This window comes from Sulfitobacter sp. S223 (assembly GCF_025143825.1).
Classification (GTDB): domain Bacteria; phylum Pseudomonadota; class Alphaproteobacteria; order Rhodobacterales; family Rhodobacteraceae; genus Sulfitobacter.
Genome location: NZ_CP083560.1, coordinates 1,119,088 through 1,143,489, shown reverse-complemented (window position 1 = coordinate 1,143,489; position 24,402 = coordinate 1,119,088). Strand labels below are relative to the sequence as shown.

At 57.6% G+C, this 24,402-nt stretch carries 23 protein-coding genes; 14 read left to right on the top strand and 9 right to left on the bottom strand.

Features of this window, described 5'->3' with window-relative positions:
• The first annotated feature begins 123 nt into the window (after nt 1-123).
• A complete protein-coding gene (locus tag K3757_RS05550) occupies nt 124-1,164 on the top strand; it encodes an NADP-dependent oxidoreductase (RefSeq protein ID WP_259999969.1) in 1,041 nt (346 codons plus the stop codon).
• A 210-nt stretch (nt 1,165-1,374) separates the two neighbouring features.
• Here the strand turns inward: K3757_RS05550 and K3757_RS05545 are convergent, their stop codons facing one another.
• The gene (locus K3757_RS05545) at nt 1,375-2,244 is read right to left on the bottom strand and encodes a LysR family transcriptional regulator (protein WP_259999968.1); all 870 of its coding nucleotides are present in this window, start codon (nt 2,242-2,244) and stop codon (nt 1,375-1,377) included.
• A 93-nt stretch (nt 2,245-2,337) separates the two neighbouring features.
• Between K3757_RS05545 and K3757_RS05540 the strand changes: the two genes are divergently transcribed.
• From K3757_RS05540 to K3757_RS05520, 5 genes are read left to right on the top strand one after another with little or no spacing between them, the layout of a single operon-like run.
• Complete coding sequence (locus K3757_RS05540) at nt 2,338-2,937, top strand: amino acid synthesis family protein (RefSeq protein ID WP_259999967.1); 600 nt, start codon at nt 2,338-2,340, stop codon at nt 2,935-2,937.
• Nucleotides 2,909-3,688: an alpha/beta fold hydrolase gene (locus K3757_RS05535; RefSeq protein ID WP_259999966.1), complete on the top strand. Its 780-nt coding sequence runs from the start codon at nt 2,909-2,911 to the stop codon at nt 3,686-3,688. The genes K3757_RS05540 and K3757_RS05535 overlap by 29 nt, the downstream gene beginning before the upstream one ends.
• On the top strand, nt 3,685-4,608 hold the full coding sequence (locus tag K3757_RS05530; RefSeq protein ID WP_259999965.1) for a flavin reductase family protein: 924 nt from the start codon (nt 3,685-3,687) through the stop codon (nt 4,606-4,608). The genes K3757_RS05535 and K3757_RS05530 overlap by 4 nt, the downstream gene beginning before the upstream one ends.
• 3 nt (nt 4,609-4,611) lie before the next feature.
• A complete protein-coding gene (locus K3757_RS05525) occupies nt 4,612-5,646 on the top strand; it encodes an LLM class flavin-dependent oxidoreductase (protein ID WP_259999964.1) in 1,035 nt (344 codons plus the stop codon).
• Nucleotides 5,647-5,654: 8 nt separating this feature from the next.
• Complete coding sequence (locus K3757_RS05520) at nt 5,655-7,133, top strand: aldehyde dehydrogenase (protein WP_259999963.1); 1,479 nt, start codon at nt 5,655-5,657, stop codon at nt 7,131-7,133.
• A 106-nt stretch (nt 7,134-7,239) separates the two neighbouring features.
• On the opposite strand, the gene K3757_RS05515 is transcribed toward K3757_RS05520, so the two are convergent.
• The gene (locus K3757_RS05515) at nt 7,240-8,145 is read right to left on the bottom strand and encodes a LysR family transcriptional regulator (RefSeq protein ID WP_259999962.1); all 906 of its coding nucleotides are present in this window, start codon (nt 8,143-8,145) and stop codon (nt 7,240-7,242) included.
• Between the two features lie 107 nt (nt 8,146-8,252).
• Here K3757_RS05515 and metF point away from each other — a divergent pair, with 107 nt between their 5' ends.
• The gene (gene metF, locus K3757_RS05510) at nt 8,253-9,119 is read left to right on the top strand and encodes a methylenetetrahydrofolate reductase [NAD(P)H] (protein WP_259999961.1); all 867 of its coding nucleotides are present in this window, start codon (nt 8,253-8,255) and stop codon (nt 9,117-9,119) included.
• A 62-nt stretch (nt 9,120-9,181) separates the two neighbouring features.
• Nucleotides 9,182-9,664, top strand: coding sequence for a PaaI family thioesterase (locus tag K3757_RS05505; RefSeq protein WP_259999960.1), 483 nt, complete (start codon nt 9,182-9,184; stop codon nt 9,662-9,664).
• Between the two features lie 13 nt (nt 9,665-9,677).
• Here K3757_RS05505 and K3757_RS05500 read toward each other — a convergent pair whose 3' ends face one another.
• Genes K3757_RS05500 through K3757_RS05490 form a run of 3 tightly spaced genes read right to left on the bottom strand, consistent with a single transcriptional unit; the run spans nt 9,678 to nt 13,454 of the window.
• Nucleotides 9,678-10,052 carry a hypothetical protein gene (locus K3757_RS05500; protein WP_259999959.1) on the bottom strand — a complete coding sequence of 125 codons (375 nt, stop codon included), beginning with the start codon at nt 10,050-10,052 and terminating at the stop codon, nt 9,678-9,680.
• Between the two features lie 53 nt (nt 10,053-10,105).
• Nucleotides 10,106-11,140, bottom strand: coding sequence for a DUF2235 domain-containing protein (locus K3757_RS05495; protein WP_260001191.1), 1,035 nt, complete (start codon nt 11,138-11,140; stop codon nt 10,106-10,108).
• 16 nt (nt 11,141-11,156) lie between these two features.
• Complete coding sequence (locus K3757_RS05490; RefSeq protein ID WP_259999958.1) at nt 11,157-13,454, bottom strand: xanthine dehydrogenase family protein molybdopterin-binding subunit; 2,298 nt, start codon at nt 13,452-13,454, stop codon at nt 11,157-11,159.
• A 212-nt stretch (nt 13,455-13,666) separates the two neighbouring features.
• On the opposite strand from K3757_RS05490, the gene K3757_RS05485 reads away from it, so the two are divergent.
• Together K3757_RS05485 and K3757_RS05480 are read left to right on the top strand one after the other, a co-directional pair.
• Entirely contained in the window at nt 13,667-16,801 is a 3,135-nt protein-coding gene (locus K3757_RS05485; protein WP_259999957.1) for a valine--tRNA ligase, read from the top strand.
• A gap of 8 nt (nt 16,802-16,809) precedes the next feature.
• Nucleotides 16,810-17,139 carry a DUF1992 domain-containing protein gene (locus K3757_RS05480; protein ID WP_259999956.1) on the top strand — a complete coding sequence of 110 codons (330 nt, stop codon included), beginning with the start codon at nt 16,810-16,812 and terminating at the stop codon, nt 17,137-17,139.
• A 41-nt stretch (nt 17,140-17,180) separates the two neighbouring features.
• Here K3757_RS05480 and K3757_RS05475 read toward each other — a convergent pair whose 3' ends face one another.
• On the bottom strand, nt 17,181-17,969 hold the full coding sequence (locus K3757_RS05475) for a crotonase/enoyl-CoA hydratase family protein (RefSeq protein ID WP_259999955.1): 789 nt from the start codon (nt 17,967-17,969) through the stop codon (nt 17,181-17,183).
• 78 nt (nt 17,970-18,047) lie between these two features.
• On the bottom strand, nt 18,048-18,215 hold the full coding sequence (locus K3757_RS05470; protein ID WP_259999954.1) for a twin-arginine translocation signal domain-containing protein: 168 nt from the start codon (nt 18,213-18,215) through the stop codon (nt 18,048-18,050).
• A 98-nt stretch (nt 18,216-18,313) separates the two neighbouring features.
• Between K3757_RS05470 and K3757_RS05465 the strand changes: the two genes are divergently transcribed.
• A complete protein-coding gene (locus K3757_RS05465) occupies nt 18,314-19,417 on the top strand; it encodes a pyridoxal phosphate-dependent aminotransferase (protein ID WP_259999953.1) in 1,104 nt (367 codons plus the stop codon).
• Nucleotides 19,418-19,467: 50 nt separating this feature from the next.
• Nucleotides 19,468-19,644 carry a hypothetical protein gene (locus K3757_RS05460; RefSeq protein WP_259999952.1) on the top strand — a complete coding sequence of 59 codons (177 nt, stop codon included), beginning with the start codon at nt 19,468-19,470 and terminating at the stop codon, nt 19,642-19,644.
• Here the strand turns inward: K3757_RS05460 and K3757_RS05455 are convergent.
• Nucleotides 19,641-20,849, bottom strand: a complete 1,209-nt coding sequence (locus K3757_RS05455) for an alanine--glyoxylate aminotransferase family protein (protein ID WP_259999951.1) — start codon at nt 20,847-20,849, stop codon at nt 19,641-19,643. The genes K3757_RS05460 and K3757_RS05455 overlap by 4 nt on opposite strands.
• A 163-nt stretch (nt 20,850-21,012) precedes the next feature.
• Between K3757_RS05455 and K3757_RS05450 the strand changes: the two genes are divergently transcribed.
• Nucleotides 21,013-22,872, top strand: a complete 1,860-nt coding sequence (locus K3757_RS05450) for an ABC transporter ATP-binding protein (protein WP_259999950.1) — start codon at nt 21,013-21,015, stop codon at nt 22,870-22,872.
• Nucleotides 22,873-22,880: 8 nt separating this feature from the next.
• Here K3757_RS05450 and K3757_RS05445 read toward each other — a convergent pair whose 3' ends face one another.
• Nucleotides 22,881-23,558, bottom strand: a complete 678-nt coding sequence (locus K3757_RS05445; protein ID WP_259999949.1) for a TIGR04283 family arsenosugar biosynthesis glycosyltransferase — start codon at nt 23,556-23,558, stop codon at nt 22,881-22,883.
• 77 nt (nt 23,559-23,635) lie between these two features.
• Between K3757_RS05445 and K3757_RS05440 the strand changes: the two genes are divergently transcribed.
• Nucleotides 23,636-24,379: a folate-binding protein YgfZ gene (locus K3757_RS05440; protein WP_259999948.1), complete on the top strand. Its 744-nt coding sequence runs from the start codon at nt 23,636-23,638 to the stop codon at nt 24,377-24,379.
• Nucleotides 24,380-24,402: the final 23 nt, after the last annotated feature.

The following is a 24,402-nucleotide window of genomic DNA, read 5'->3' as shown; positions in this document are numbered from 1 at the left end:
TTCTGAGTGGATCAGCGCCCTCTTAGGACGTGACAGGCAGAAAGCCAATAGGCCGTGACGCAGCGTGTCGCTTGTGCCTTTATCGACGCAGAGTACCGTGGCACGAATCCAATGGAGGACCTTATGACTGAAATGATGAAACAGATTGTACTTGCCAGCCGCCCCACAGGCGCGCCGACGCCTGAAAACTTCCGCATGGAAGAGGCCCCTGTTCCAACGCCGGGCGATGGCGAAGTACTGGTCCGCGTACACTACATGTCCCTTGATCCCTATATGCGCGGTCGGATGGATGACGCAAAATCCTATGCCGCCAACATCCCGGTTGACGGCAAAATGGAAGGTGGCTCTGTCGGTGAGATCATTGCCTCCAACGCAAAGGGCTTTGAGGTTGGCGATTTTGTGATGGGCGGCTTTGGCTGGGCCACGCATTCGGTCGCACCTGCCGCTGGTCTGGCAAAGATCGACCCGAATGCAGCCCCCATCACTTACGCGCTGGGTGTGCTGGGCATGCCGGGCCTGACAGGCTGGTATGGCCTGACCGAACTGGGCAAACCAAAAGCAGGTGAAACACTGGTTGTCGCGGCTGCGACAGGGCCGGTCGGCTCAATGGTTGGCCAAATCGCCAAATCCATGGGTCTGCGGACCGTCGGCATCGCCGGTGGCCCAGAGAAATGCAAAATGGCGAAAGAGCATTTTGGCTTTGACGAATGCATCGACCACTATGCCTTTGATACCGCTGAAGCCCTGCGCGCAGAGATCAAGGCCGCCTGCCCCAAAGGCATCGACATCTACTTTGAAAATGTTGGCGGTAAAGTGCTTGAGGCAGTCATTCCGCTGATGAACCCCTTCGGCCGCATCCCGATTTGCGGGATGATCGCATGGTATAACGAAGGTGGCCTTGGTGCCGACGCAATCGAAAAGGGCCTTACGGCTCCAAAGCTGTGGCGCACGATCCTCGTCAACTTCCTAAGCGTGAACGGTTTCATCATCTCGAACCACTGGGATCGCATGGGTGACTTCCACAAAGCGGTCGGCCCGATGATCGCTGATGGCTCTGTCAAAGTTCAAGAAGACATCACAGAAGGCCTTGAGAATGCGCCAGAAGCGTTCATCAAACTGCTGACCGGTGGCAACACTGGCAAAGCAATCGTGAAGGTTATCTAACCGCCCGCGCGTCGCCCTCACCGGCGGCGCGCACACTTGTTTCGCCCATTGTGAAACTCAAAACCACCCTCCTCCCCGACCCGCTCTGACGTTCCAAACCACTTTGCCTGTTGGGCAAATCAACCCGAATGTTTGAACACGTCGCTGCCTTTTTGCACCGCCATAACAAGCGTACCTAAGACAGTTGATAATAGAATATTTCCAATCAGACTAATTCGGTAAGTTCTGTTCCACTTTCCCGAACATCCAGTCTCGGAATTGTTTTGCAGTGGAATTCGCTTCATTTATTCGCAGGTAATAGCCCTCCGTGCAGGGCGCGATCGCCTCATGCGCCATGACAAGTTGCCCTGTCTCCAAGGCATGGTGGGCCAGCACATCTGTAACAAGTGCGACACCGGCTCCATGCATCGCAAAGTTCAGAGCCGCTCCGTAGGTGTCTACGAAAACATCAGGCTTTGGCTCTCCTCCGACGACTTCGGCCCACGTCTTCCAGCCGTCAGACGTGCCGACGGATTCTATAAGTGGCAGTGTGTCGACTGAGCCCTCCAAGGCCGGCGACTTCAGTGCAACCAGCCCCCTGCTTTTCAGTTTTGTCGCGTTACGGCCCACTTGTTTTTCCGAACCGAAGGGGATTTCAATGTCTGCCCTGACCGTATTGAAATCGTCTGGCCAGATGGTGCTGAGAAACCGCAACCGGATGCCAGGATTGTGCCGCGCAAAATCTGCAAGCTGTGGTGCGATGATCCATTGCGCCACACTGACCGAGGAAGCGATGGTCAAGATGTTGTCTGATGGCACCTGATCAAATGCCCGCGTCGCCGCGGTAAGCGCCTCTAATGCGGAGCCGACCTTGGGCAACAATTTGCGCCCGTCATCAGTCAGCGATAATCCACGTGCACGACGGATAAACAGAGCCGCACCAAGCGATGTTTCCAGTGATCTGACATGCTGACTGACAGCAGATTGCGTCATACCGATTTCTGCGGCCGCAGCGGTAAAGCTCAGATGGCGGGCGGCCGCCTCGAAGGCGCGGAACCACGCAAGCGGCGGCAAAGCTTTCACCATGATAAAGTCACCCATAAGAAATACTAATGGCTAAGCCTCATAATTCTTCATTTGTCAATTAGCGGTCCCGCCCACGATATTCAGATCAGACACGGCAGGGAGATGACGATGCGTCCGGAAATCAGAAAACTTGTTACCTATGATGAAGAAATCCTTATTGAGGGTTTTCGCGTAGCAGAGCAGCCGTGGCGCATGTTTGCCGTGGCGGCGGTCCTTTCCAATCCTTGGGCGGGGCGATTTGTCGAAGATCTTAAACCGGAAATTCATGCATACGGTCCGGTTCTCGGCGAAATGATGACAGAGCGTATGATCAAGCTCGCAGGTTCGGGCGACACAATCGAAGCTTACGGAAAAGCAGCGGTGGTCGGGCTGAACGGCGAAATCGAACACGCATCCGGGCTGATCCACACACTGCGATTTGGCAATTTCTACCGCGAGGCCGTTGGCGCGAAATCCTATCTGGCGTTCACAAACACCCGCGGGGGGGCAAATGCACCGATCATGGTGCCGTTGATGGACAAGAATGACGCGGGCCGCCGGTCACATTACCTCACGATCCAGTTTTCGATCCCGGATGCCCCGCGCGATGACGAAATTGTCGTGGTGCTGGGCGCGGCGACAAGTGGCCGCCCACATCACCGTATTGGCGACAGATACCAGGATTTGAAGGATTTGGGTCATGACCTGGACAATCCGGCCGCGGTCTAAATTCGGGGCGCTAAGTGCGATCTGTGCCGGAGACGGACCCAGCGTCCTGTTGATCCACGGCGTTGGACTGCGTGCAGAGGCTTGGGGTGGGCAACTGGACGCGCTGGCACAGACCTGCCGTGTTGTGGCCGTTGACATGCCGGGACACGGGCACAGTGCGCGGCTGAAAGATGATCCCTGTCTGGCGGATTTCACCGATGCGATTGTCGCTCTTCTATCAGGGCCAACGGTGGTGATCGGGCATTCTTTTGCCGCGATGATCGCCTTGGACATCGCAAAAAGGCATCCAGCGCTTGTCCAAGGGGTCGCTGCGCTGAACGGCATCTTCCAGAGGGATTCATCAGCAAAGCAGGCAGTTATGGCACGTGCGGCGGGTTTGGACGGGAAAACGGCCGCTGATCCCTCGGCGCCTCTGGACCGCTGGTTCGGCGAAGTGCCGTCAGCCGCACGCGATGCCTGTCTGGCGTGGCTGTGCGATGTTGATCCCGCAGGCTACCGTGATGCCTACCGTGTGTTTGCAGCTGGGGATGGGCCGTCCGAGCAGTCCCTTTCGGGGCTGCAGTGCCCTGCCCTCTTTCTGACGGGGCGGGATGAACCGAACTCAACCCCTGAAATGTCACAGCGCATGGCAGACCTGACCCCCTTGGGCAGGGCGGTCATCCTGGACGGAGCCGCACATATGCTGCCGATGACCCATGCCTCACAGGTCAACACTTTGCTGACGCAGTTCATAAAGGAAACGCAACGATGACGCAGGTTGATCCACGCCTTCTGCGCAATGCTTTCGGCAGCTTCATGACGGGTGTGACTGTGGTGACAGCAGTGCGTGCGGACGGCGCACCGGTCGGATTTACCGCAAATTCCTTTTCTTCGGTGTCACTTGACCCGCCACTTTTGCTTGTCTGTCCGGGAAAGTTTCTGTCGAGCTATGAGACATTCGCCAATTGCACAAATTTCGCGGTCAATGTTCTGTCGGAGGGGCAAGAAGGTATCTCCAATATCTTTGCAAGCTCGAAGGATGATCGTTTTGCGCAGGTGCCGCACCACCTTGACGCGCATGGCGTGCCGCTAATTACCGGGGCAGCCGTGCAGTTTTCCTGCACCACGAACCGGATCGTTCCGGCGGGTGACCATTGCATTTTGATCGGTCAGGTTGATGCCTTTTCTCATGCAGATGCAGCGGGGCTGGGCTATGTGAACGGGCATTATTTCAGCCTCGGATTGGAGCGCGCCCCTTTTGTCGAGAAGAGCGGCCCGGCTGTGTGCGGCGCAATTGTTGAGAGTGGCGACAGCGTTCTGATGGTTGTGACCAAGGATGGTTTGCGGCCGCCTCACTGCACGCATACCGACCGGGGTCGTTTGATAAATGACCTTCGTGACACGCTTATCGCGAAGGGAATCGACGCAGACCTTGGCCAAGCCTATTCGGTCTTCGAGAGCGTCGCTCCGCGTGCCCACAACACATATTTTTTAGCAACCGGCCACATAAAGACGACCAACAGCGGCATTGTCGCCGTGCCGATTGCCGACCTTGCGCAGCAAAGTTTCGCCAGTGCGCCCATCGCGCGGATGATGTCGCGTTTCGCGCTTGAACAACAGACACGCACCTTCGGCCTCTACCTCGGTGACACCGAAGAGGGCGCGACCCACCATTCCACATTAAGGACGTAGCACATGGATTTCTCGCTTTTTGCTCATATGGAGCGGACCCGTCCTGATCAAGATCAGCGCGTGCTACGCAGCGATCTTATTGAGTTGGCCAAGATGGCGGACGAAGGTGGCATGCGGGCGATCTGGACTGGAGAACATCACGGGATGGACTTTACCATCGCACCGAACCCGTTCATGAGCCTTGTCGATCTAAGCTATCATACCAAAAACCTGAGACTGGGTACGGGCACAGTGATCGCGCCATTCTGGCACCCGATCGCCCTTGCGGGGGAAGCAGCGGCAGCAGACCTGATCACGGACGGGCGCATCGAATTAGGTATCGCGCGCGGCGCATATTCCTATGAATATGAACGCCTGCGCCCAGGCATGGACGCGTGGGATGCAGGCCAGCGGATGCGGGAAATCACACCGTTGTTGCGACAGCTTTGGGCAGGCGACTGCGCCCATGAGGGAACCTTTTACCAGTTTCCCGCCACCACAGCTGCGCCCAAACCGGTGCAGGCGGACGGCCCTCCCATCTGGATCGCTGCGCGTGACATCAACAGCCATGCATTTGGTGTCGACAACGGTTTCAATATTCAGGTTACACCGCTCTGGCAGGGCATTGAAGAAATCCAAAGCTTGATGACAAAGTTCAACGATGCCTGTGCAGCCTCTAGCAGGCCGCGCCCGAAGATCATGTTGCTTCACCACACATATGTGGGGTCCGACAAGGATGATGTTGCGCTGGCAGCAAAGGAACTGTCAGAGTTCTATTGCTACTTCGGCGCTTGGTTTCAAAACAAGCGACCTGTCACTCAGGGGTTGATCGAGACACTGAGCGAAGAAGAGATGAAAGCGAATAAGATGATGTCGCCCGAAAACATGCTGCGCGACCTCACCATCGGCACCAAACAACAGGTCATCGACCAGATCAAACGCTATGAAGATCTGGGCTATGACGAATACGCATTCTGGATTGATAGCGGTATGAGCTCCGAGCGCAAACGCGCCTCGCTTGAACGGTTTATTGATGACGTGATGCCGGCATTTACATGAGGACCACGATGACACAGCTTCCACATTTTCAGATGTATATTGACGGCGCGTGGACGGAAGGCGGCACAGCGCAAACGATGACGTCACAGAACCCAGCCACGGGTGAGGCCTGGGCGACATTTGCCTGCGCGGCACCGGCAGATGTGGACCGCGCGATCACCGCAGCCCGCCGCGCGCTGAATGATCCGATCTGGCGTGATATGACCCAAACACAGCGGGGAAAGCTGCTGTATCGTTTGGCAGAGCTTATCGAAGAGAACGCTCAGGACCTAGGCCGCCTCGAGACAACGGATAGTGGCAAGTTGCTGGCTGAAACATCGACACAGACGGCCTATGTCGGTGACTACTATCGCTACTACGCGGGTCTTGCGGATAAGATTGAGGGCGCGGTGCTGCCGATCGACAAGCCTGACATGCATGTCTTTACCCGCCGTGAACCTATTGGCGTTGTCGCGGCTATCGTGCCATGGAACGCGCAGATGTTTCTGACAGCGACCAAGCTTGGCCCAGCCCTTGCCGCTGGTTGCACAGTTGTATTGAAGGCTTCCGAAATTGCCCCCGCACCAATGCTTGCTTTTGCAGAACTGATTGAACAGGCGGGTTTTCCCGCGGGCGTGGTGTCGGTTATTACCGGTGATGCCGAAAACTGCGCAATTCCCCTGACTCGGCACGCGGATGTTGACAGGATTGCTTTTACAGGAGGGCCTGAGACTGCCCGTCATGTGGTGCGCAACTCCGCCGAGAATTTCGCCGTAACATCTCTTGAGTTGGGGGGGAAATCCCCCATCCTCGTCTTTGATGATGCTGATCTGGAGGGGGCGGCCAATGGCCTGATCGCGGGCAACTTTGGTGCATCAGGGCAAAGCTGTGTCGCGGGATCACGCGGCTTGATCCACCGTCCGATCATGAACGCGCTCATTGCGAAAATAGCCGAGAAGGCTGCCGGGATTATTGTCGGCGATCCAATGGAAGCGAAATCCCATCTTGGCCCGGTTTGCACGTCGGCACAAATCGAGAAGATCATGACAACTCTGTCAAAGGCTGAAACGCAGGGGGCCAAGATACACTTTGGTGGCAAGCCCCTTGCGCAGGCAGGCAATTACATGGCCCCGACACTTGTCGAATGCACCACAACTGACACAGAGACCCTGAAGGTTGAAATGTTTGGCCCTGTCATGTCGTTGATCCCGTTCGATACCGAAGAAGATGCGATTGCGATGGCCAATGACACACCATTTGGCTTGGGCTCTGGTGTGTTTACGCAGAACCTCGCACGGGCGCATCGCGTGTCTGCCCGGCTGAAAGCGGGGATTTGCTGGGTGAATACCTACCGCGCCATATCTCCCATCGCGCCATTTGGCGGTTACAACCAGTCAGGATACGGACGCGAAGCAGGGATTGACGCAATCCATGACTATACGCGGACCAAAACCACATGGATCAACACGTCGGACAGCCCAATGGCAAATCCGTTTGTGATGCGCTGAGCACAGGAATTACCCAATAGAGGCGACGTTACCTCTTCAATAGGCCATGATCATCAAAAGGGCAGGATCAGCTTTTTCCGCAAAACGAACGATCAAGCCCCCTCCCCTAAGCCGATTGCAACTTACGCGCTTCTTTGCCTGCCAGCCCCAGCAGCTCTTGCATAAACGGCTTTTCGCGGTCCTCTGACCGGATCGCGGCATAGAGCCTGCGGGTGATGCCATTTTGGGTCAGGGGCCGCGTGACGTAGTCAGAGGAATATTTCACCTCTCGTACGACCCAGTCGGGCAATACCGAAACCCCGCGATTGGAGGCAACCAATAGCAAGATCACGGCAGTTAGTTCCACCTGCCGGATCGCCGCAGGCTCTACCTTGGCCGGAATCAAAAGCTGGCTGAACACATCCAGACGCGACCGCTCCACCGGATAGGTAATCAGAGTTTGACCGCGAAAATCCTCAGCTTCGATATAGGGCTTTTGCGCCAATGGATGCGTGCTGGCAGCGACGAAGACCGCCTTGTAATCGAACAGCTCGATGAACTCGACGCCTGCGATCTCTTCGGGATCGGAAGAGACCACCAGATCGACTTCTTCGCGCAGCAGCGCTGGCAATGCGTCAAAGGCCAGACCGGGACGGATATCCACGTCCACCTCGCCAAAGCTGCGGCGAAACTGCTCAAGCACGGGAAACAGCCATTCAAAACAAGCGTGACATTCAATTGCGATGTGCATCCGTCCGGTGCTGCCATCGCGCAAGCCGCTGAATTCGTCCTGCAAGGCCGCAACCTGAGGCAGCACCTGCTCTGCCAGTTTCAACAGACGCTGGCCTGCGGGTGACAGCTTTAAAGGCTTGGAGCGGCGCACAAACAGCTCAACCCCTGCCTGATCCTCCAGCCCTTTGACCTGATGGCTCAGCGCTGATTGGGTGATGTTCATCATCTCGGCGGCCCGCGCCAGACCACCTGCACGGTGGATGGCTTGAATGGTGCGCAGGTGGCGAAACTCGATATGCATGAAAATTCTCTCCTATGAGGCGGAACTCATGTTGATGATGAAAGTTATGAATTTGTCTCATACGTATACCTATGCGACAAGAGATGAAATCAATAAGGATGCCGATCATGACAACCCCAGCCGTTTCTTTCGAGGTTTTCCCACCGAAATCTGTCGATGCCGCATTCAAGCTCTGGGATACGGCTCAGGCGCTTGCGCCGTTGGCTCCACGCTTTTTCTCTGTGACCTATGGCGCAGGAGGCACCACCCGTGACCTGACGCATGATTCCGCAGCGGTGCTGCACCGCACCTCCGGCCTGCCCGTCTCAGCGCACCTGACCTGCGTGGGCGCCAGTGTGGCTGAAACCATGGAAGTGGCCGAGAAATTCCACGCCGCCGGTGTCACAGATATTGTTGCCCTGCGCGGTGATCCGCAACAAGGCGACAGCCATTTTTCCCCTCACCCCGAAGGCTTTGCCAACTCTGTAGAGCTGGTAGAGGCGCTGGCATTGCTGGACAAATTCACCATCCGCGTGGGCGCATACCCTGAATCACATCCAGACGCCGTGAGCCAGCACGCCAATATCCAGTACCTGAAGCGTAAATTCGATGCCGGCGCGGATGAGGCGATCACACAGTTCTTCTTCGAGGCAGACAGCTTTCTCCGGTTCCGCGACCAATGCGCAGCAGCCGGTATCGACAGGCCCATCATACCTGGCATCCTGCCGATCACGAACTGGACCTCAGCGCGCAAATTCGCCACAGCCTGTGGCACCACAATTCCCGCATGGATGGACGAAGCCTACCGCGCGGCAGAGCGTGATGGCCGGACAGAGCTGCTCTCGACCTCCATCTGCACTGAACTGTGCAGCGAACTGGTGGCAGAGGGCGTTGACTCGCTGCATTTCTACACGCTCAACCGCCCTGATCTGACGCGCGATGTTTGCCGGGCGCTTGGTGTGACACCGCAGTCGACTCTTTCGAACGTGGCGTAACACCTTGCGCCTTCATATTTGGCGGCTCTAGGCTGGATTGATACATTTAGCCGGAGCCGCCCATGCCAAGCCTTGCCACGTCACCCGACCAACTTCTGAGCCAATCCGAAGCGATCAAGCTTTCCGGTCTTGAGTTCATGCAGAAAATTCTGGACGGCACCAACCCAGGCCCCCCTATCGGCGGCACAATGGGATACCGCCTCTACGAGGTCGAGGAAGGCCGCTGCATTTTTCGCGGAACACCGGAATTCAACGTGACAAACCCGATGGGGACAGTACACGGCGGCTGGTACGGCACGCTTCTGGATAGTGCGATGGCCTGTGCGGTCATGACGCTGGTACCACGCGGTTCGGTCTATACGACACTGGAATACAAGGTAAACATCCTTCGCTCGATCCCGCTGGGCATGACCGTAGATTGCATCGGGATTGCCGACCACGTGGGCCGCTCAACGGGTGTATCTCATGGTGAGATCAGAGGCGTAGAAGATGGCAAGCTTTATGCCACAGGTTCCACCACCTGCATCGTGATGAAAATTTCCTGAAGCCCATACAGTCCTAATTCAGGAGAATGGGGTCAAGCGGCACGTCATATGAACGGGCCAGTGCGCCGCAATAGTCGATCCAGTCATGGAACTCTGTCTTGAACGCCATGGTGTATCCCATCGCGGTCCATTCCTCTTGCTTATAGCCATACACGCTGATCAGTTCATCCGGGTTCCGGCCTTCGATACGTGATTGTGCCTCTGCGGCTGCTAACATCGTGTCCCCGGCATGTGCGAGAACGCTCTTGTGCGGTTGTCGCGTGATATGTTGCTCCATCACCCCCATCAGCGCGCTGCACTGCGCCATCCCCCAACTGACGGGTTGTGCCTGCAAAGACGTTCCGCAGCAGAGTGCCACAGTAAGCGTGAAGAAACAGATTGTTCGCATGGCTAAACCTCTAGGAAAGCTGGCAAAAGCTGTACGCCCCCGAGGCGGCAATACTATGACCTGGCTGCGGCAAATGAGGGGGTGCTGCCAGCTGCCTGATCAACACTATCGTGTAATCGCTCTGACGGATCAGCACCCACAATCCGCTTTCGCCTGACAACAAACACTTTGCCCCACCCTGCCCATGTTCCGATAGAGGGCGCCGCAGGATTCTGAACAAACCGCTGCTGCCAATATTCGGGTAGCGGCAGGCCCATTTCCTGCGCCTGCTCCAACATCCAGACAAGTGGGATATTGGACAGCGGCCGCGCAAAGTCACGCCCGCCAAGCTGCCCGCCCACGTCGCCATGGCTTCCGCGAAACCAGACCTGATGGACCTGATCAGGCCGTTCGTCATCACGTTCCCACATGACCGGGCTATAGACCACGCGGTTTTCGTTCAAGGCCAGTGCATGACAGCCACGTTTGACGCATGCGCTTAGTTCATGACTGTGGAAGGCATGTTGCGAAGCACTCAGCCGCCAAAGAACAGGCGCATTGATGCCCAGGGATTTCACCGTGTCCCAGACGCCAACCATCTCTATCGGCACTTCATCATGGCAATAGGCATCGCTAAAGGCATGCGCCGCCTTGCCTTGTAGCCTACGCTCGTACAGTCGGTAGGCCTGACGCACGTTGCGCTCGGTCGCGTGCTCCTGCGTGAGCAACCCAACGCGGTTGATTACCCCCGCCAAAGAACGCACCGCATAAGCGCCGCGCGAATATCCCATCAGAAAAATTTGGTCACCCGGATGGTATCTGGATGCAAGATAGCCATAGGCCCGTTTGATCTGTCGATTAATTCCCCGCCCGACAACCACATCGCGCAACGACGACCAGTCGTTCCACTGCAATCCGGGTTCGTAATATACGGATATCTGACTGCGCATTTCCTGCGCCAGATGATACGTCAGGCCAGCGTTCGTTTCACACCCGGGATCAAGCGTAGACATTGTCCCATCCAGAATCACCAAATGGATTTGTTGCCCGCGTCGCGGCCCAAAATCGGTCGCCGGGCGGCGCCAGAGGCGGCCGAAAAGCCGCCTCAGGAACGAAACTTTGTGCTCACTCTGCAGCGATGGCCTCACCTTGCAGCAACTCCCAAACCTTGTGTGGTGTGAACGGCATATCCGCCTGACGGATACCGTGATCCCACAGCGCATCCTGCACCGCATTGGAGACCGCCGCCAACGCACCAACTGTGCCCGCTTCACCGCAGCCCTTCATCCCCATGATATTTGCCGTTGAGGGGACAGGTTCACTGGTGAACGAAATATATGGCACATCCATCGCACGTGGCATCGCATAGTCCATAAACGATGCTGTGAGCAGTTGGCCGTCTTCATCGTAAACAACCCGCTCTTGCAGCGCCTGACCGATACCTTGCACAACGCCGCCGTGCACCTGACCTTCGGCCAACAACGGGTTGATAAGGTTACCAAAGTCATCGACCACCGTGTAACGGTCGGTGGTAACAATGCCGGTTTCCGGATCGATCACCACCTCGCATACATGCACCCCGTTGGGGAAGCTGCGCGCAGGCAATGTCGCGCGTTCGTGATGGGTCAACAGATCTTCGCGCCCCTTTTCGCGCGCCATATCGGCCACTTCCAGCATGGTCGGCGTCAGGTTCGAACCTTCCGCACGGAAGCGTTCATCATCAAAGCTGATCTCGGTTGCCGGCACGCCCATCTCTTCCGAAAGAAACGCTGTGAAAGCATCGACCATCTTGCTTACGGTTGCCAGTGTCGCATTGTTTTGCGTGGTAACAGAACGGGAACCGCCTGTGCCGCCACCTTGCGCAATCAGATCACTGTCACCCTGAATAACGCGGATATTTTCAAGCGGAATACCCGTCTGGTCACTCAGGAATTTGGCATAGACTGTTTCATGGCCCTGCCCGCCCGATTGCGTCCCAACTAGGATTTCGACAGTGCCATCCTCAAGGAAATTGACTTTCGCACCTTCGCTTGGGTCGCCCAGAATACTCTCGATGTAATAGCACACGCCCTGACCGCGCAGCAGACCTTTCGCAGCATCCGCATCACGGCGCGCCGCAAAACCGGCCGCATCTGCCTGGCTCGCGCCACGTGTCAGGACCTTGTTAAAATCACCCACGTCGTATGTTTCGCCTGTCGCGGTCGCATAGGGGAACTGGTCAGGCTTGATAAAGTTGATCCGGCGCAGCTCCCACGGATCAACGCCCAACTCGCGCGCGGCGCGGTCCATCACACGCTCCAGCACATAAATCGCCTCGGGGCGGCCAGCACCTCGGTATGCATCCACTTGCACGGTGTTGGTGTAATAGCCCTCTACCTGCAACCACGTGTTCTGCACATCATAGACACCCATCAACACGCGAGAAAACAGCGTTGTCTGGATCGGTTGGCCAAACTGGCTGTTGTAGGCGCCCAAATTGCACTTGGTCCGCACACGATAGGCAGTGATCTTGTTGTTCTCGTCAAAGGCCAACTCAGCCACCGATACCAGATCGCGCCCACCATTGTCGCTCAGCATCGCTTCTGTACGCTCTGACATCCAGCGCACCGGTTTGCCCAATACACGGGCGGCATGGCTGACAAGGAAATACTCAGGATAGGCCATCGCCTTCATGCCAAACGCGCCGCCCGTATCAGGGTTGGTCACGCGCACAGCGCTTTCATCCAGACCAAACGCCTTGACCAGATTGCCCTTATGGACCCATACGCCCTGCCCGTTGTTCGCCAGATGCAAACGCGTACCGTCCCATTCAGCAAAACAGCCACGCGGTTCGATAGAATTGACGATGATGCGGTTATCGCCCACTTCCAAGGCAACTGTCTTGGCCGCCGACTTGAACGCGGCATCGGTGGCTTGCTCGTCGCCCATGCCCCAATCAAAGGCGCAGTTGTCTGTCGCCTCGGCATGAACCGTCTCACCGCCGCGCGCCATCGCGATGTTGGCAGGCAGCTCATCCACATCAAACATGATCAGCTCTGCCGCATCACGCGCCTGCTCGTAGGTTTCCGCCACGACCATCGCAACAGGCTCTCCGACAAAACGCACCTTGTCTTTGGCCAGCATCGGCCGCAGCGGAGACGCTGCGTCGCTGCCATCACGGTTCTTCAGGATCGCCCCTCCGATGGCGATATTCACGCCAGCCTCTTCCATGTCGGCACAGGTGAAAACCAGATGTACACCTTCGGCGGCAGCTGCATCGCTTACATCCAGCTCCGTAATCACGCCATGCGCCACAGACGAGCGGAACACAAACGCATGCAATGCGTCTTTGGGCGCGATGTCATCCACGTACCGTCCGGCACCGGTCAGAAAGCGCACATCTTCAACCCGTTTGATCGGTTGGCTTTTGCCGAATTTTTCCATGACCTTACTCCTCGGTGGTCGTCCCATTCAATTGAAAGGAAACTTAGCGGTCCTGTACCTGTTGTCTAGTGACGTCGTTATGTGTCTACGCCCTGCGGGAGGGCGGGCGGGGCGTTCTGCGGCCAAAGGCCAGCAGGAGCGTCGCACACCCTTCCCCTTTGGACCTTCCTCCGTTACATCAAAGGCAAATGCACAAGACGGGAGCCACCATCATGGCGCTGGAAAAAAACTTCGACGCAACCGAGGCCGAAGCACGCCTCTACGCCGCCTGGGAACAGGACGGCGCCTTCAAAGCAGGCGCGAACGCCAGCCGCGACGAAACCTACTGCGTCATGATCCCGCCGCCCAATGTGAACGGCTCCCTGCACGTTGGACACGCCTTCAACAACACGCTTCAGGATATCCTGACACGCTGGCACCGCATGCGCGGCTTCGACACACTTTGGCAGCCAGGACAGGATCACGCCGGCATCGCGCTGCAACTGGCTGTCGAAAACCAGCTTGCCAAAGAAGGCATCAAACGCACGGACCTCAGCCGAACAGAATTCCTTGAACACGCATGGAAGTACAAAGAGCAGACAGCCGACACCATCGTTGGCCAGCTCAAGCGTCTTGGCTCTTCTTGTGATTGGTCACGCAACGCCTTCACCATGTCCGGCGCCCCCGGTGACACCCGCATCGGCCACGAGAACTCGCCCAATTTCCATGACGCCGTGATCAAAGTCTTCGTACAAATGTATAACGAAGGCAAAATTTATCGCGGCAAGCGCCTTGTTAACTGGGACCCGCGCTTTGAAACCGCGATCTCCGACCTCGAGGTGGAAAACACCGAAGTGCCCGGCCACATGTGGCATTTCAAATACCCGCTCGCGGGCGGCGCAACGTATGAATACATCGAAAAAGACGAGGACGGGAACGAGACCCTGCGCGAGGTGCGCGATTATATCTCGATCGCCACCACGCGGCCTGAAACTATGCTGGGCGATGGCGCGGTCGCCGTTCACCCGTCAGATGAACGTTACGCACCAATTGTCGGAAAACTGTGCGAAATTCCGGTTGGCCCGAAAGAGCATCGTCGCCTGATCCCCATCATTACTGACGAATATCCCGACAAGGAATTCGGCTCCGGCGCGGTGAAAATCACCGGCGCGCACGACTTCAATGACTATCAGGTCGCCAAGCGCAACGGCATTCCGCTCTATAGTTTGATGGACACCAAAGCGGCCATGCGCGCTGACGGTCGCCCCTATCCTGAAGAAGCCGCAATTGCCCAAGCTATCGCGAATGGCGAGCAAGAATTCGACGAAGCGATGATCGCCGCGATGAACCTTGTGCCAGAAGAGTATCGCGGCTTGGACCGGTTCGAAGCGCGCAAGCGCGTTGTGGCCGACATCAACGCCGAAGGTCTTGCCGTGATGGTACCGAACCCCAAGGCAGACGATGAAGACAGCGAAGCGCCTGCCTTCATTCCATACGTAGAAAACAAACCGATCATGCAGCCCTTCGGTGACCGTTCCAAAGTAGTGATCGAACCCATGTTGACCGACCAATGGTTCGTGGACACCGACCAGATCGTTGGGCCTGCCCTTGATGCGGTGCGCAACGGCGATGTGAAAATCATGCCAGAAAGCGGCGAAAAGGTTTACTATAACTGGCTCGACAAAATCGAACCTTGGTGCATATCGCGTCAATTGTGGTGGGGCCACCAAATTCCGGTTTGGTACGGTCTGGACCTGAAATCTGCCGGATATGTCGATGACGAAGGCGACGGCGCGATGGACCTCGTGGAAATCTCACGGCTTTTGATGGATCAATCCCTGCCTGAAGGCGGTGATCATGTGCAATGTGCGCCCGATTTCGCCATGGCCAGTCAGGGCTTTAATGACTTCACCGCCGCCCTGCCCACACCGCTGAACCATGCGCGCGTGATCGAAGTCTCTACGCGCGCCGAAGCGATGCACGAACTGGCCGAGAGCCTTGGCAAATATTCCTTCAGCCAAGACCCGACAGAGATCGTCTATCCCGTGTGGCGTGACCCCGATGTGCTGGATACGTGGTTCTCTTCCGGCCTCTGGCCCATCGGCACGCTTGGCTGGCCCGAAGAGACAGACGCGTTGAACAAATACTTCCCTACATCCGACCTGATCACCGGACAGGATATCCTGTTCTTCTGGGTCGCGCGGATGATGATGATGCAGCTCGACACAACGGGCAAAATCCCGTTCGACACGGTCTACCTCCACGGCCTCGTGCGCGATGCCAAGGGTAAGAAAATGTCGAAGTCCGTGGGCAACGTGATTGATCCACTTGAGATCATTGACGAATACGGCGCCGACGCGCTGCGCTTTACCAATGCCGCGATGGCGTCGCTTGGTGGTGCCTTGAAACTGGATGCAGCACGGATTGCAGGTTATCGCAACTTCGGGACCAAAATCTGGAACGCCCACCGTTTCGCTGAAATGAACGGGGTGTTCCAGACCACGCCCGCCACACTTCCAACACCGAAAGCAACGCTCAACAAATGGATCGTTGGCGAAACAGCAAGGGTGCGCGAAGAGGTCGATGCCGCTCTCGACACCTACCGTTTCAACGATGCCGCCAGCGCGCTTTATGCCTTTGTCTGGGGCAAGGTCTGTGACTGGTACGTCGAGCTGTCCAAGCCCCTGCTGCAAGACGACGACGGCAAAGGCCCGGTAGCAACCGAGACGCGCGCAACTATGGCTTGGGTGCTGGATCAATGTCTGATCCTGCTCCACCCCATCATGCCCTTCATTACAGAAGAACTGTGGGGCGAAACCGCCAAGCGAGACAAGCCGCTTATCCACGCCGACTGGCCTACCTACACAACCGCCGATCTACTCGACGATGCGGCCGACCGCGAGCTGAATTGGGTTATTTCGCTGATCGAGAACATCCGCTCGGCCCGCGCGCAAATGCACGTTCCCGCTGGCCTTAAGGTGCCAATGATCGTGACAGGCATGGATGCGGCCGCTCAGGCGGCATGGGACAACAACGAAACCATGATCAAGCGTCTTGCAAGGGTGGAGAGCCTTGAGAAGGCTGATAGCTTCCCGAAAGGTACCGTCGCCATCGCCGCCGCCGGCGCGACCTTTGGCCTACCGCTTGAAGGTCTGATCGACATTGCAGAGGAAAAAGCCCGCCTGCAAAAATCGCTGGATAAGCTGGCCAAAGAGATCGGCGGCCTGAAGGGTCGTTTGAACAATCCGAAATTCGCAGCCTCCGCCCCGCCGGAAGTTGTCGAAGAGGCCCAAGGCAATCTTGCTGCGCGTCAGGAAGAGGCGGACCAATTGCAGGCTGCAATGGATCGCTTAGCCGAAATCGGGTAAATCAAGCGATGCGCAGCTTTGCCCGCCTTATTGAGTCCCAGATCGCCAAGGCCCGTGCCTCTGGCGTTCTGTCGGGGCTAAAGGGTGAGGGCAAGCCGCTTACCGAGAAAGCGATAGAGACGGGCGAACAAGCCGCCCTCTCAACCGGAATTCGGATCATGGCCGAAGCGGGCGCCGTGCCCGAAGAATTCGCGATCCGCAAAGAACTGGATGCGGCGCGCAAAATCTACACAACACTCAAGACCGAAGAGGCCCGCGCAAGACAGATGGCCAAGATCAGCAGTCTTGAGTTGCGCTACAACATCGCTGTTGAAGCCCGCCGAAAATTCCTGCGCTAACGCGCGGCGAGACAGCGCCCCCCAGCCCCGCAATGCGCGCGTTATTTGAACACTGCAGGACGTTTCGCAAAGCTTGCAGCGATAACCTCCATTTGATGTGGCTTGCCAAGCAGATCAACCTGCTCACGCGATTCAGCGTCCAGCACTGTCTTTGCATCTTCCGTTTCGGCCACTGCGATCAGCCGCTTAGCGGCGCGGATTGCAGACGGGCTTTTGCCTGCAATTGTCTCGGCCAGAGTCTGGGCCGCAGTAAGCGGATCATCGGCAAGCTCCGTGACCAGCCCCCAGCGTTCGGCTTGCTCGGCGCCGATGGGCGCTGCCGTATAGGTTAGTTTGCGCAGCACATCCGTCCGCACCAGTTTCGGCAACAACACCATACCGCCCATATCAGGGACGATGCCCCATTTCATTTCCATAACGGCAAATTGTGCATCCGGTGATGCAATGCGAATGTCGGCGCCCAGCGCGATTTGGAGACCCGCGCCAAAGCACACACCATGAACCGCAGCAATGACGGGAATATCCATCCGCGACCAGATCATCGCGACTTCCTGCCATTGGTTCGTAGTGCCGTTCCCGTGCGTGCGCGGCATCAGCAGGTCAGCCGGGTCTTTGCCAATCATACCGGACAGACCGGAAATATCGATCCCCGCGCAAAATGCCTTACCCTCACCCGACACGATCACCGCCCGCGCGTCAGAGGCTGCAACCTCCTCGCCCGCCGCGATGAGGGCTGTGATCATATCCTGATCCACCGCGTTCATTTTATCGGCGCGGGTCAGGCGCACGTGGGCAATGTGGTCTTTGTAGGTGACTGAGACGCGTGACATCGGCTTTCCTCCGCTAAGCTTTGCACGTAGCCAAACAGAAGCCCGTCCTACCTGCCACAAAAACGTGGCGGCACTTGGTTACTTCGGGACAAGCCGTTCAACCGCCCGCATCATGCCGAGGCTTTTGTCATAGGCGAGTGTCAGGATGCGGCGCATTTGGGGCTTTGCCACGGAAACTCCGGCGCCGCGCAGGGCACCTGCGGCTGCCGCTGTTCCAATAAAACCACGTCGTGTGAGCTTTGCCATGATCAGCCTCCCGTTTATGCGATCTATTCTCAAATAGATATCGCTTTGCCAGTTTACAAGGCTTGCCCTTCCCTGAGGCCCTGCATTAACTGAGCCCCATGACACATGTTCGCCTCACGCCCCTCGCCCAATCCCTGCCCGCAACGGTGCCCTTCGTCGGGCCAGAAACGCAAGAACGTGCGCGCGGCAAATCATTCGACGCCCGACTGGGTGCAAACGAGAACGTCTTTGGCCCCTCGCCGCTTGCCGTGAAAGCAATGGCCGAGACGCCGCAATGGATGTATGGCGATCCAGAGAGTTATGACCTGCGCACCGCGCTTGCCGTACATCACGGCTGCACGCCGGACAACATCATGGTGGGTGAAGGCATTGACGGACTGCTGGGCTATCTGGTGCGGCTGACTGTACAATCCGGCGATGCTGTTGTGACGTCGGCGGGCGCATATCCGACCTTCAACTATCATGTGGCCGGATTCGGCGGCACCTTGCATACAGTCCCCTACGTGGATGACCACGAAGATCCCTCCAGCCTGTTTGCCAAAGCTGCCGACGTAGACGCCAAACTGGTTTATCTGGCAAATCCAGACAATCCGATGGGCAGCCACCATCGCGGGGCAGATATCGCCGCAGCGATGGACGCCTTGCCCGCAGGTACTTTGCTTATTCTGGACGAAGCATATGTGGAATGTGCGCCCAAAGGGACCGCCCTTCCGCTGCCCGCAGATGATCCGCGTGTAGTCCGGATGCGCACCTTCTCAAAAGTCTACGGGCTGGCTGGGGCGCGTGTGGGGTACGCCATTGGACACCCCGATTTGATCGAGGCTTTTCACAAGGTACGCAACCATTTCGGTATGAACCGCGCGGCCCAAGCCGGCGCTTTGGCAGCACTTGCGGATCAGGCATATCTGGAGAAAACCCAACAGCAGATCGCGCAGGCGCGCGCGCGGATTGCGCAAATAGCGCAGGACAACGGCCTGACACCACTGCCCTCTGCCGCCAACTTCGTGACGATAGATTGCGGGCGCGATGGCGCCTTTGCCAAGGCCATTCTGGACGGTTTGATTGCGCGCGGTATCTTTGTCCGCATGCCCTTTGTTGCGCCGCAAAACCGCTGCATTCGTGTCAGCTGCGGCACGCCTGACATGCTTGACGCATTGGCCGCAGCGCTGCCCGCTGCCATCTCGGACGCAGAAAAAAGCTGACGACGCAGATTTGCGTGCTAGTTTTTGAGGTCTAAGAGAAAGGGCCGCAGATGAGCAACGCAAGAGGCAGTGCACCTAATTTCACCAGCGCATGTGTTGTGATGTTTGGCGTCAACATCGCGTGGATATTTGTGGTGCTCTGGGCCCTTTGGGGGCTGATCGCCGTGGCCGCCACAGGATGGTGCGTCAACCGTGCGATCAGCTATGTCGAGGCAAGGCGAAATTAGACGCCGCTGATAACCTCTGCCGCGGCGTCCAGCGCCCCGCGTCCGTGGGCGATGCCAAGGCTTTTCATGCCTGCTTGCATGCCGCCCAACAATCCCATGATCATCTGGCCGTTCACATGGCCCATGTGCCCCAACCGGAAATACGCATCACGGGCGGGATCGCCCGGCTCGGCCATACCCAGTCCGATGCCCAGCGTCAGGCCCAACTCTTGCTCGACCCAGTCGCGCAGGCGCGTGCCATCGTTGCGCCCAAGACGCAGTGAGGTGACTGCCGTACTGCGGCAGGCCGGATCTGTTATATTCAACCGAAGTTCACCACCTTCGGCCCACGCATCGCAAGCCGCCCAGACTGCACGTGCCAGAACCCTATGACGTGCCCAGACCTGATCGATCCCCTCTTCGTGGATCATGTCCAAGGCAACCCGCAGGCCGTAAAGATGGTGCGTCGGTGCCGTGCCGTTGAAATACTGCCAGAATTCCGTAGCTGTGCTGCGCGGTGTCCAGTCCCAGTAGCGGCTGACGCGGGGCATTGCCTCACGCACTGCCTGCGCCCGATCATTAAAGAAAACAAAGCTGCAACCGGGCGGCACCATCAGCCCCTTTTGACAACCGGTGACCATGACATCCGCGCCCCAACCGTCCATCTCGAAACGGTCACATCCCAGCGAAGCGATACAATCCGCCATCAGAAGCGCCGGATGCCCTGCTGCATCCAATACGCCGCGCAGCCCTTTGATATCATTCAAAACCGAACTTGAAGTGTCCACATGTACCGCCAGCACAGCCTTGATGCGGTGATCTTTGTCATCCGCCAACGCTTGCGCGACCCGCTCCAGATCGATTGGCGAGGATTTACCAAAATCAATCACCTGCGCATGCGCGCCCAGCCCTGTTGCCACATCGCCCCAGCCATGACCAAACCGGCCCGTCGCAGGAACCAAGACATGATCGCCCGGCGCAACGACATTGCTTAGCGCCGCCTCCCAGGCGGCATGGCCGTTGCCGATATAGATAGCAGCGTGATGCCGCGTGCGGGCCACCCGTTTCAGATCCGCCATCAACCCCGGCATCATATCTACCAGCTCACCTGCATAAATATTGGGCGCAGGGCGATGCATGGCCTGCAAAACGGCATCCGGCATCACTGAGGGGCCCGGAATGGCAAGGTATCCGCGACCATGGGACAGGTTTGGCCGGTGTGTCATGTGTCTTTATCCTGTATATCAGACGGTTAAACCGCCCTGTGGTGGGCCAACCATAGCTTGCGCGCGCGGGCCGTCAATTGCGCCTCTTGCTTGCTCCTTCACCCTGCGACGATTAAGGTTTGCGCTACGCGCAATCGCCCCAAGCCAGAAAGCCGGAATACCCATGAGCAGCGGACAGACCTATACATCAGGCGAACTAATGCGCTGGCTCTGGCGTGACTATCTGCGCCGCCATCTAGGCAAGTTGGGACTGGCTGTCTTTTTCATGGTTATCGAAGGCTCCACCCTTGGCGCGATGGCCAAGCTGATGGAACCAATGTTCGACCGCGTCTTTGTCGCCGGGCAGCAGTCGTGGCTTTTGATCGTCGGCTTTGTCTTGATGGGTATTTTTGTGCTGCGCGCGATTTCCGGTGTCGCACAAAAAGTCCTGCTGACCCGGATTGCCCAACGCTCTGCCGCGGATATGCGCATTGATCTGCTGGACCGTATGATGCAGCAGGACGGCGCATTTCACCAGACACACCCACCGGGTTTTCTGGTCCAACGCGTGCAATCGGACGTAAACGCAGTTGGCAACGTCTGGCGGGCAATCATCACCGGCGCAGGGCGTGATTTCATTGGCCTTCTGGTCCTGCTCGGCGTCGCAATATCAATTGATCCGGTTTGGGCCCTTCTGGCGTGCATCGGTATTCCGGTGATGGTGCTACCGGCCGCTTTTGCCCAGCGATTTGTCCGCAAACGTGCACGCGAGGCACGCGATCTAGGCGCAAGCCTATCCACCCGTCTGGACGAAGTGTTCCACGGGATTGTCCAGATCAAGCTTAATGCACTCGAAAACTACCAAGCGCGCCAATATCGCGACATCACAAAGCAGTTTGTCTCAACCGAAGTGCGCACGGCCTTTGGCAGTTCCGCCATCCCTGCGATGATCGACATCATCTCCGGCATCGGTTTCATGGCTGTTATTTTATATGGCGGGTCCGAGATCATCTCTGGTGACAAGACCATTGGTGAGTTCATGACGTTCTTCACGGCGATGGGTTTCACGTTCAATCCTTTGCGCCGTTTGGGCGCAATCAGCGGCCAGTGGCAGGTTGCGGCAGCCGCGCTTGAACGGATCAAAGAACTGATGGACGCGCCCCTGCGTCTGACATCGCCCGACGCGCCAAAGGCAGCGCCACGCGTTGACGCCGATATCACGCTAGAAGACGTGACCCTTTCCTTTGGCGATACCGAAGTTTTGCACGGTCTGTCGCTTACGGCTGAGGCAGGGCAAACGACGGCACTCGTCGGGGCATCTGGTGCCGGTAAATCTACGATCTTTAACCTGCTGACTCGTCTGTTGGACCCGACAAACGGTCATGTCCGCATCGGAGGCGTTGCCACGACCGAGATGGCCATTCCCGATCTGCGCACGCTTTTCTCTGTCGTCAGTCAAGAAGCATTGCTGTTTGATGAAACCCTGCGCGAGAATATCGTATTGGGCCGCACCGATGTCAGTGATGAACGGCTCAAGCAAGTCCTTGATGCTGCTTTTGTCTCCGACTTTTTGCCGCAGCTTGAAAACGGTCTTGATACCCATGTAGGGCCGCGCGGTTCTGCGTTGTCGGGCGGCCAACGGCAGCGTGTTGTGATTGCGCGGGCGCTGTTGCGTGACACGCCGGTGCTGCTGCTTGACGAAGCGACCAGCGCGCTGGATGCGCAATCAGAGCAGGTTGTGCAGGACGCATTGGACCGCCTCTCTGAGGGCCGGACCACGCTGGTTATTGCACACCGTCTCAGCACCATCCGCAACGCGGACAAGATCATCGTGATGGACCGTGGCCGGGCTGTCGATCAGGGCACACATGAGGAATTGCTGGCCCGCGGCGGCATTTATGCCGATCTGTACCGGCTCCAATTCAGGGACGGGAAGATGGTGTCAGACCGTCGGCGTGGCATATTGGGCCGCCGTGATGCCCCCCTGCCGGAGCAGCAACCCAACCTGCTTCAACGCATCGGGCAGCACTTCTTCGGTAATTGAGACCTGCGCTAGCGGTTATATGACTGTGATAGCTGCTCTGGCGGGGTGCCTGTCACATAGCGCAGCAAGGTCCACAAGTTACGCCCGCCCCGCCGAAGCCATCCTTGCCGCCGGTATTTCGCGGCAGAGGTCACGGCGACAGCATCCAAAGCCACCAACCGGCCCTTGAGCGCCCGCGCCAGAGCTACATCCTCCATAAGCGGTTGGTCTGAAAACCCGCCCACAGCATGGTAGAGGTCACGGTGGATCAGAAGCCCTTGATCGCCATAGGGAAGTCCGAATCTGCTCCGCAAATTTGCCCAGCTTGCGACGATTGACGCGGCGATTCCGCTTTGATCAAACGATAGACGGAACCAGCCTGCAGATTGCGGCTCCTCTAGATGTTTGCGCACCGCCTCCGTCCAGCCAGCGCGCAAAACGGTGTCCGCATGAATAAACAATAGCCAGTCGCCACGTGCGGTTGCAGCGCCGCGCCTAAGCTGACCACCACGAGACGCGGGCCCATGCAGCACGTCAGCCCCCCACGCTTGGGAAACAGCTCCGGTGGCATCTTCAGACCCGCCATCGCTCACGATCAGTTCGCGGATAAGGCCCAGCTCAAGCCCCTCCATCAACGCGCCAAAGCAAGCGCCAAGTGCAGGTTCGGCGTTGAGAGTGGGTACCACTACTGAAATTTGCGCTGGCATGGCGTTCCCCTTAGTCATGCCCCTGTAAAGCGGAGCCTGAATTGTTATATGTAAAACAACACCGAAAGGACACCCCGATGACCGCATCCTCCCGCCGTATCCTGCGCCTGAGTGGCGCAGACACCCACAGTTTCCTGCAGGGGTTGATAACCAATGACATCACTCGCCTTGATGCGGGGCTGGTCTATGCTGCGCTGCTGACTCCGCAAGGCAAATATATCGCGGACTTCTTTCTAAAAGCCGATGGCGATGGCGTTCTTCTGGATGCGGATGCGGAACAAGCCGACATGCTGGCGCAGCGCCTGACGATGTACAAATTGCGTGCCGACGTCACCATTGCCCAAACCGATCTGCACCTCCATCGTGGCACAGGCCCCGCCCCCGCTGACGCGCTGGCAGACCCGCGGCACCCTGATCTGGGTTGGCGCGCCTACCGCGATGCCCCGCAAGAGGATGACGCCACCGATTGGGACACCCTCTATGTCGCTCATCTGATCCCGCAAAGCGGGGTTGAGTTGACGCCAGACAGTTTCATTCTGGAAATGGGGTTCGAACGGCTGAACGGTGTCGATTTCCGCAAAGGCTGTTACGTGGGTCAGGAAGTGACCGCGCGCATGAAGCACAAGACAGAGCTGCGTAAAGGGCTCGCCAAGGTTCAAATCACCGGCCCCGCCCCCACCGGCACCGACATCACGTCAGAGGGCAAATCAGCAGGTACGTTGCTCACACGCGCCGGCGACGAGGCATTGGCTTATTTGCGATTTGACCGCGCCACTGGTGAGATGAAAGCAGATGACGCGACGTTAAAACGCATCCCATAACGAAAAAAACGCAGCCCCAGCAG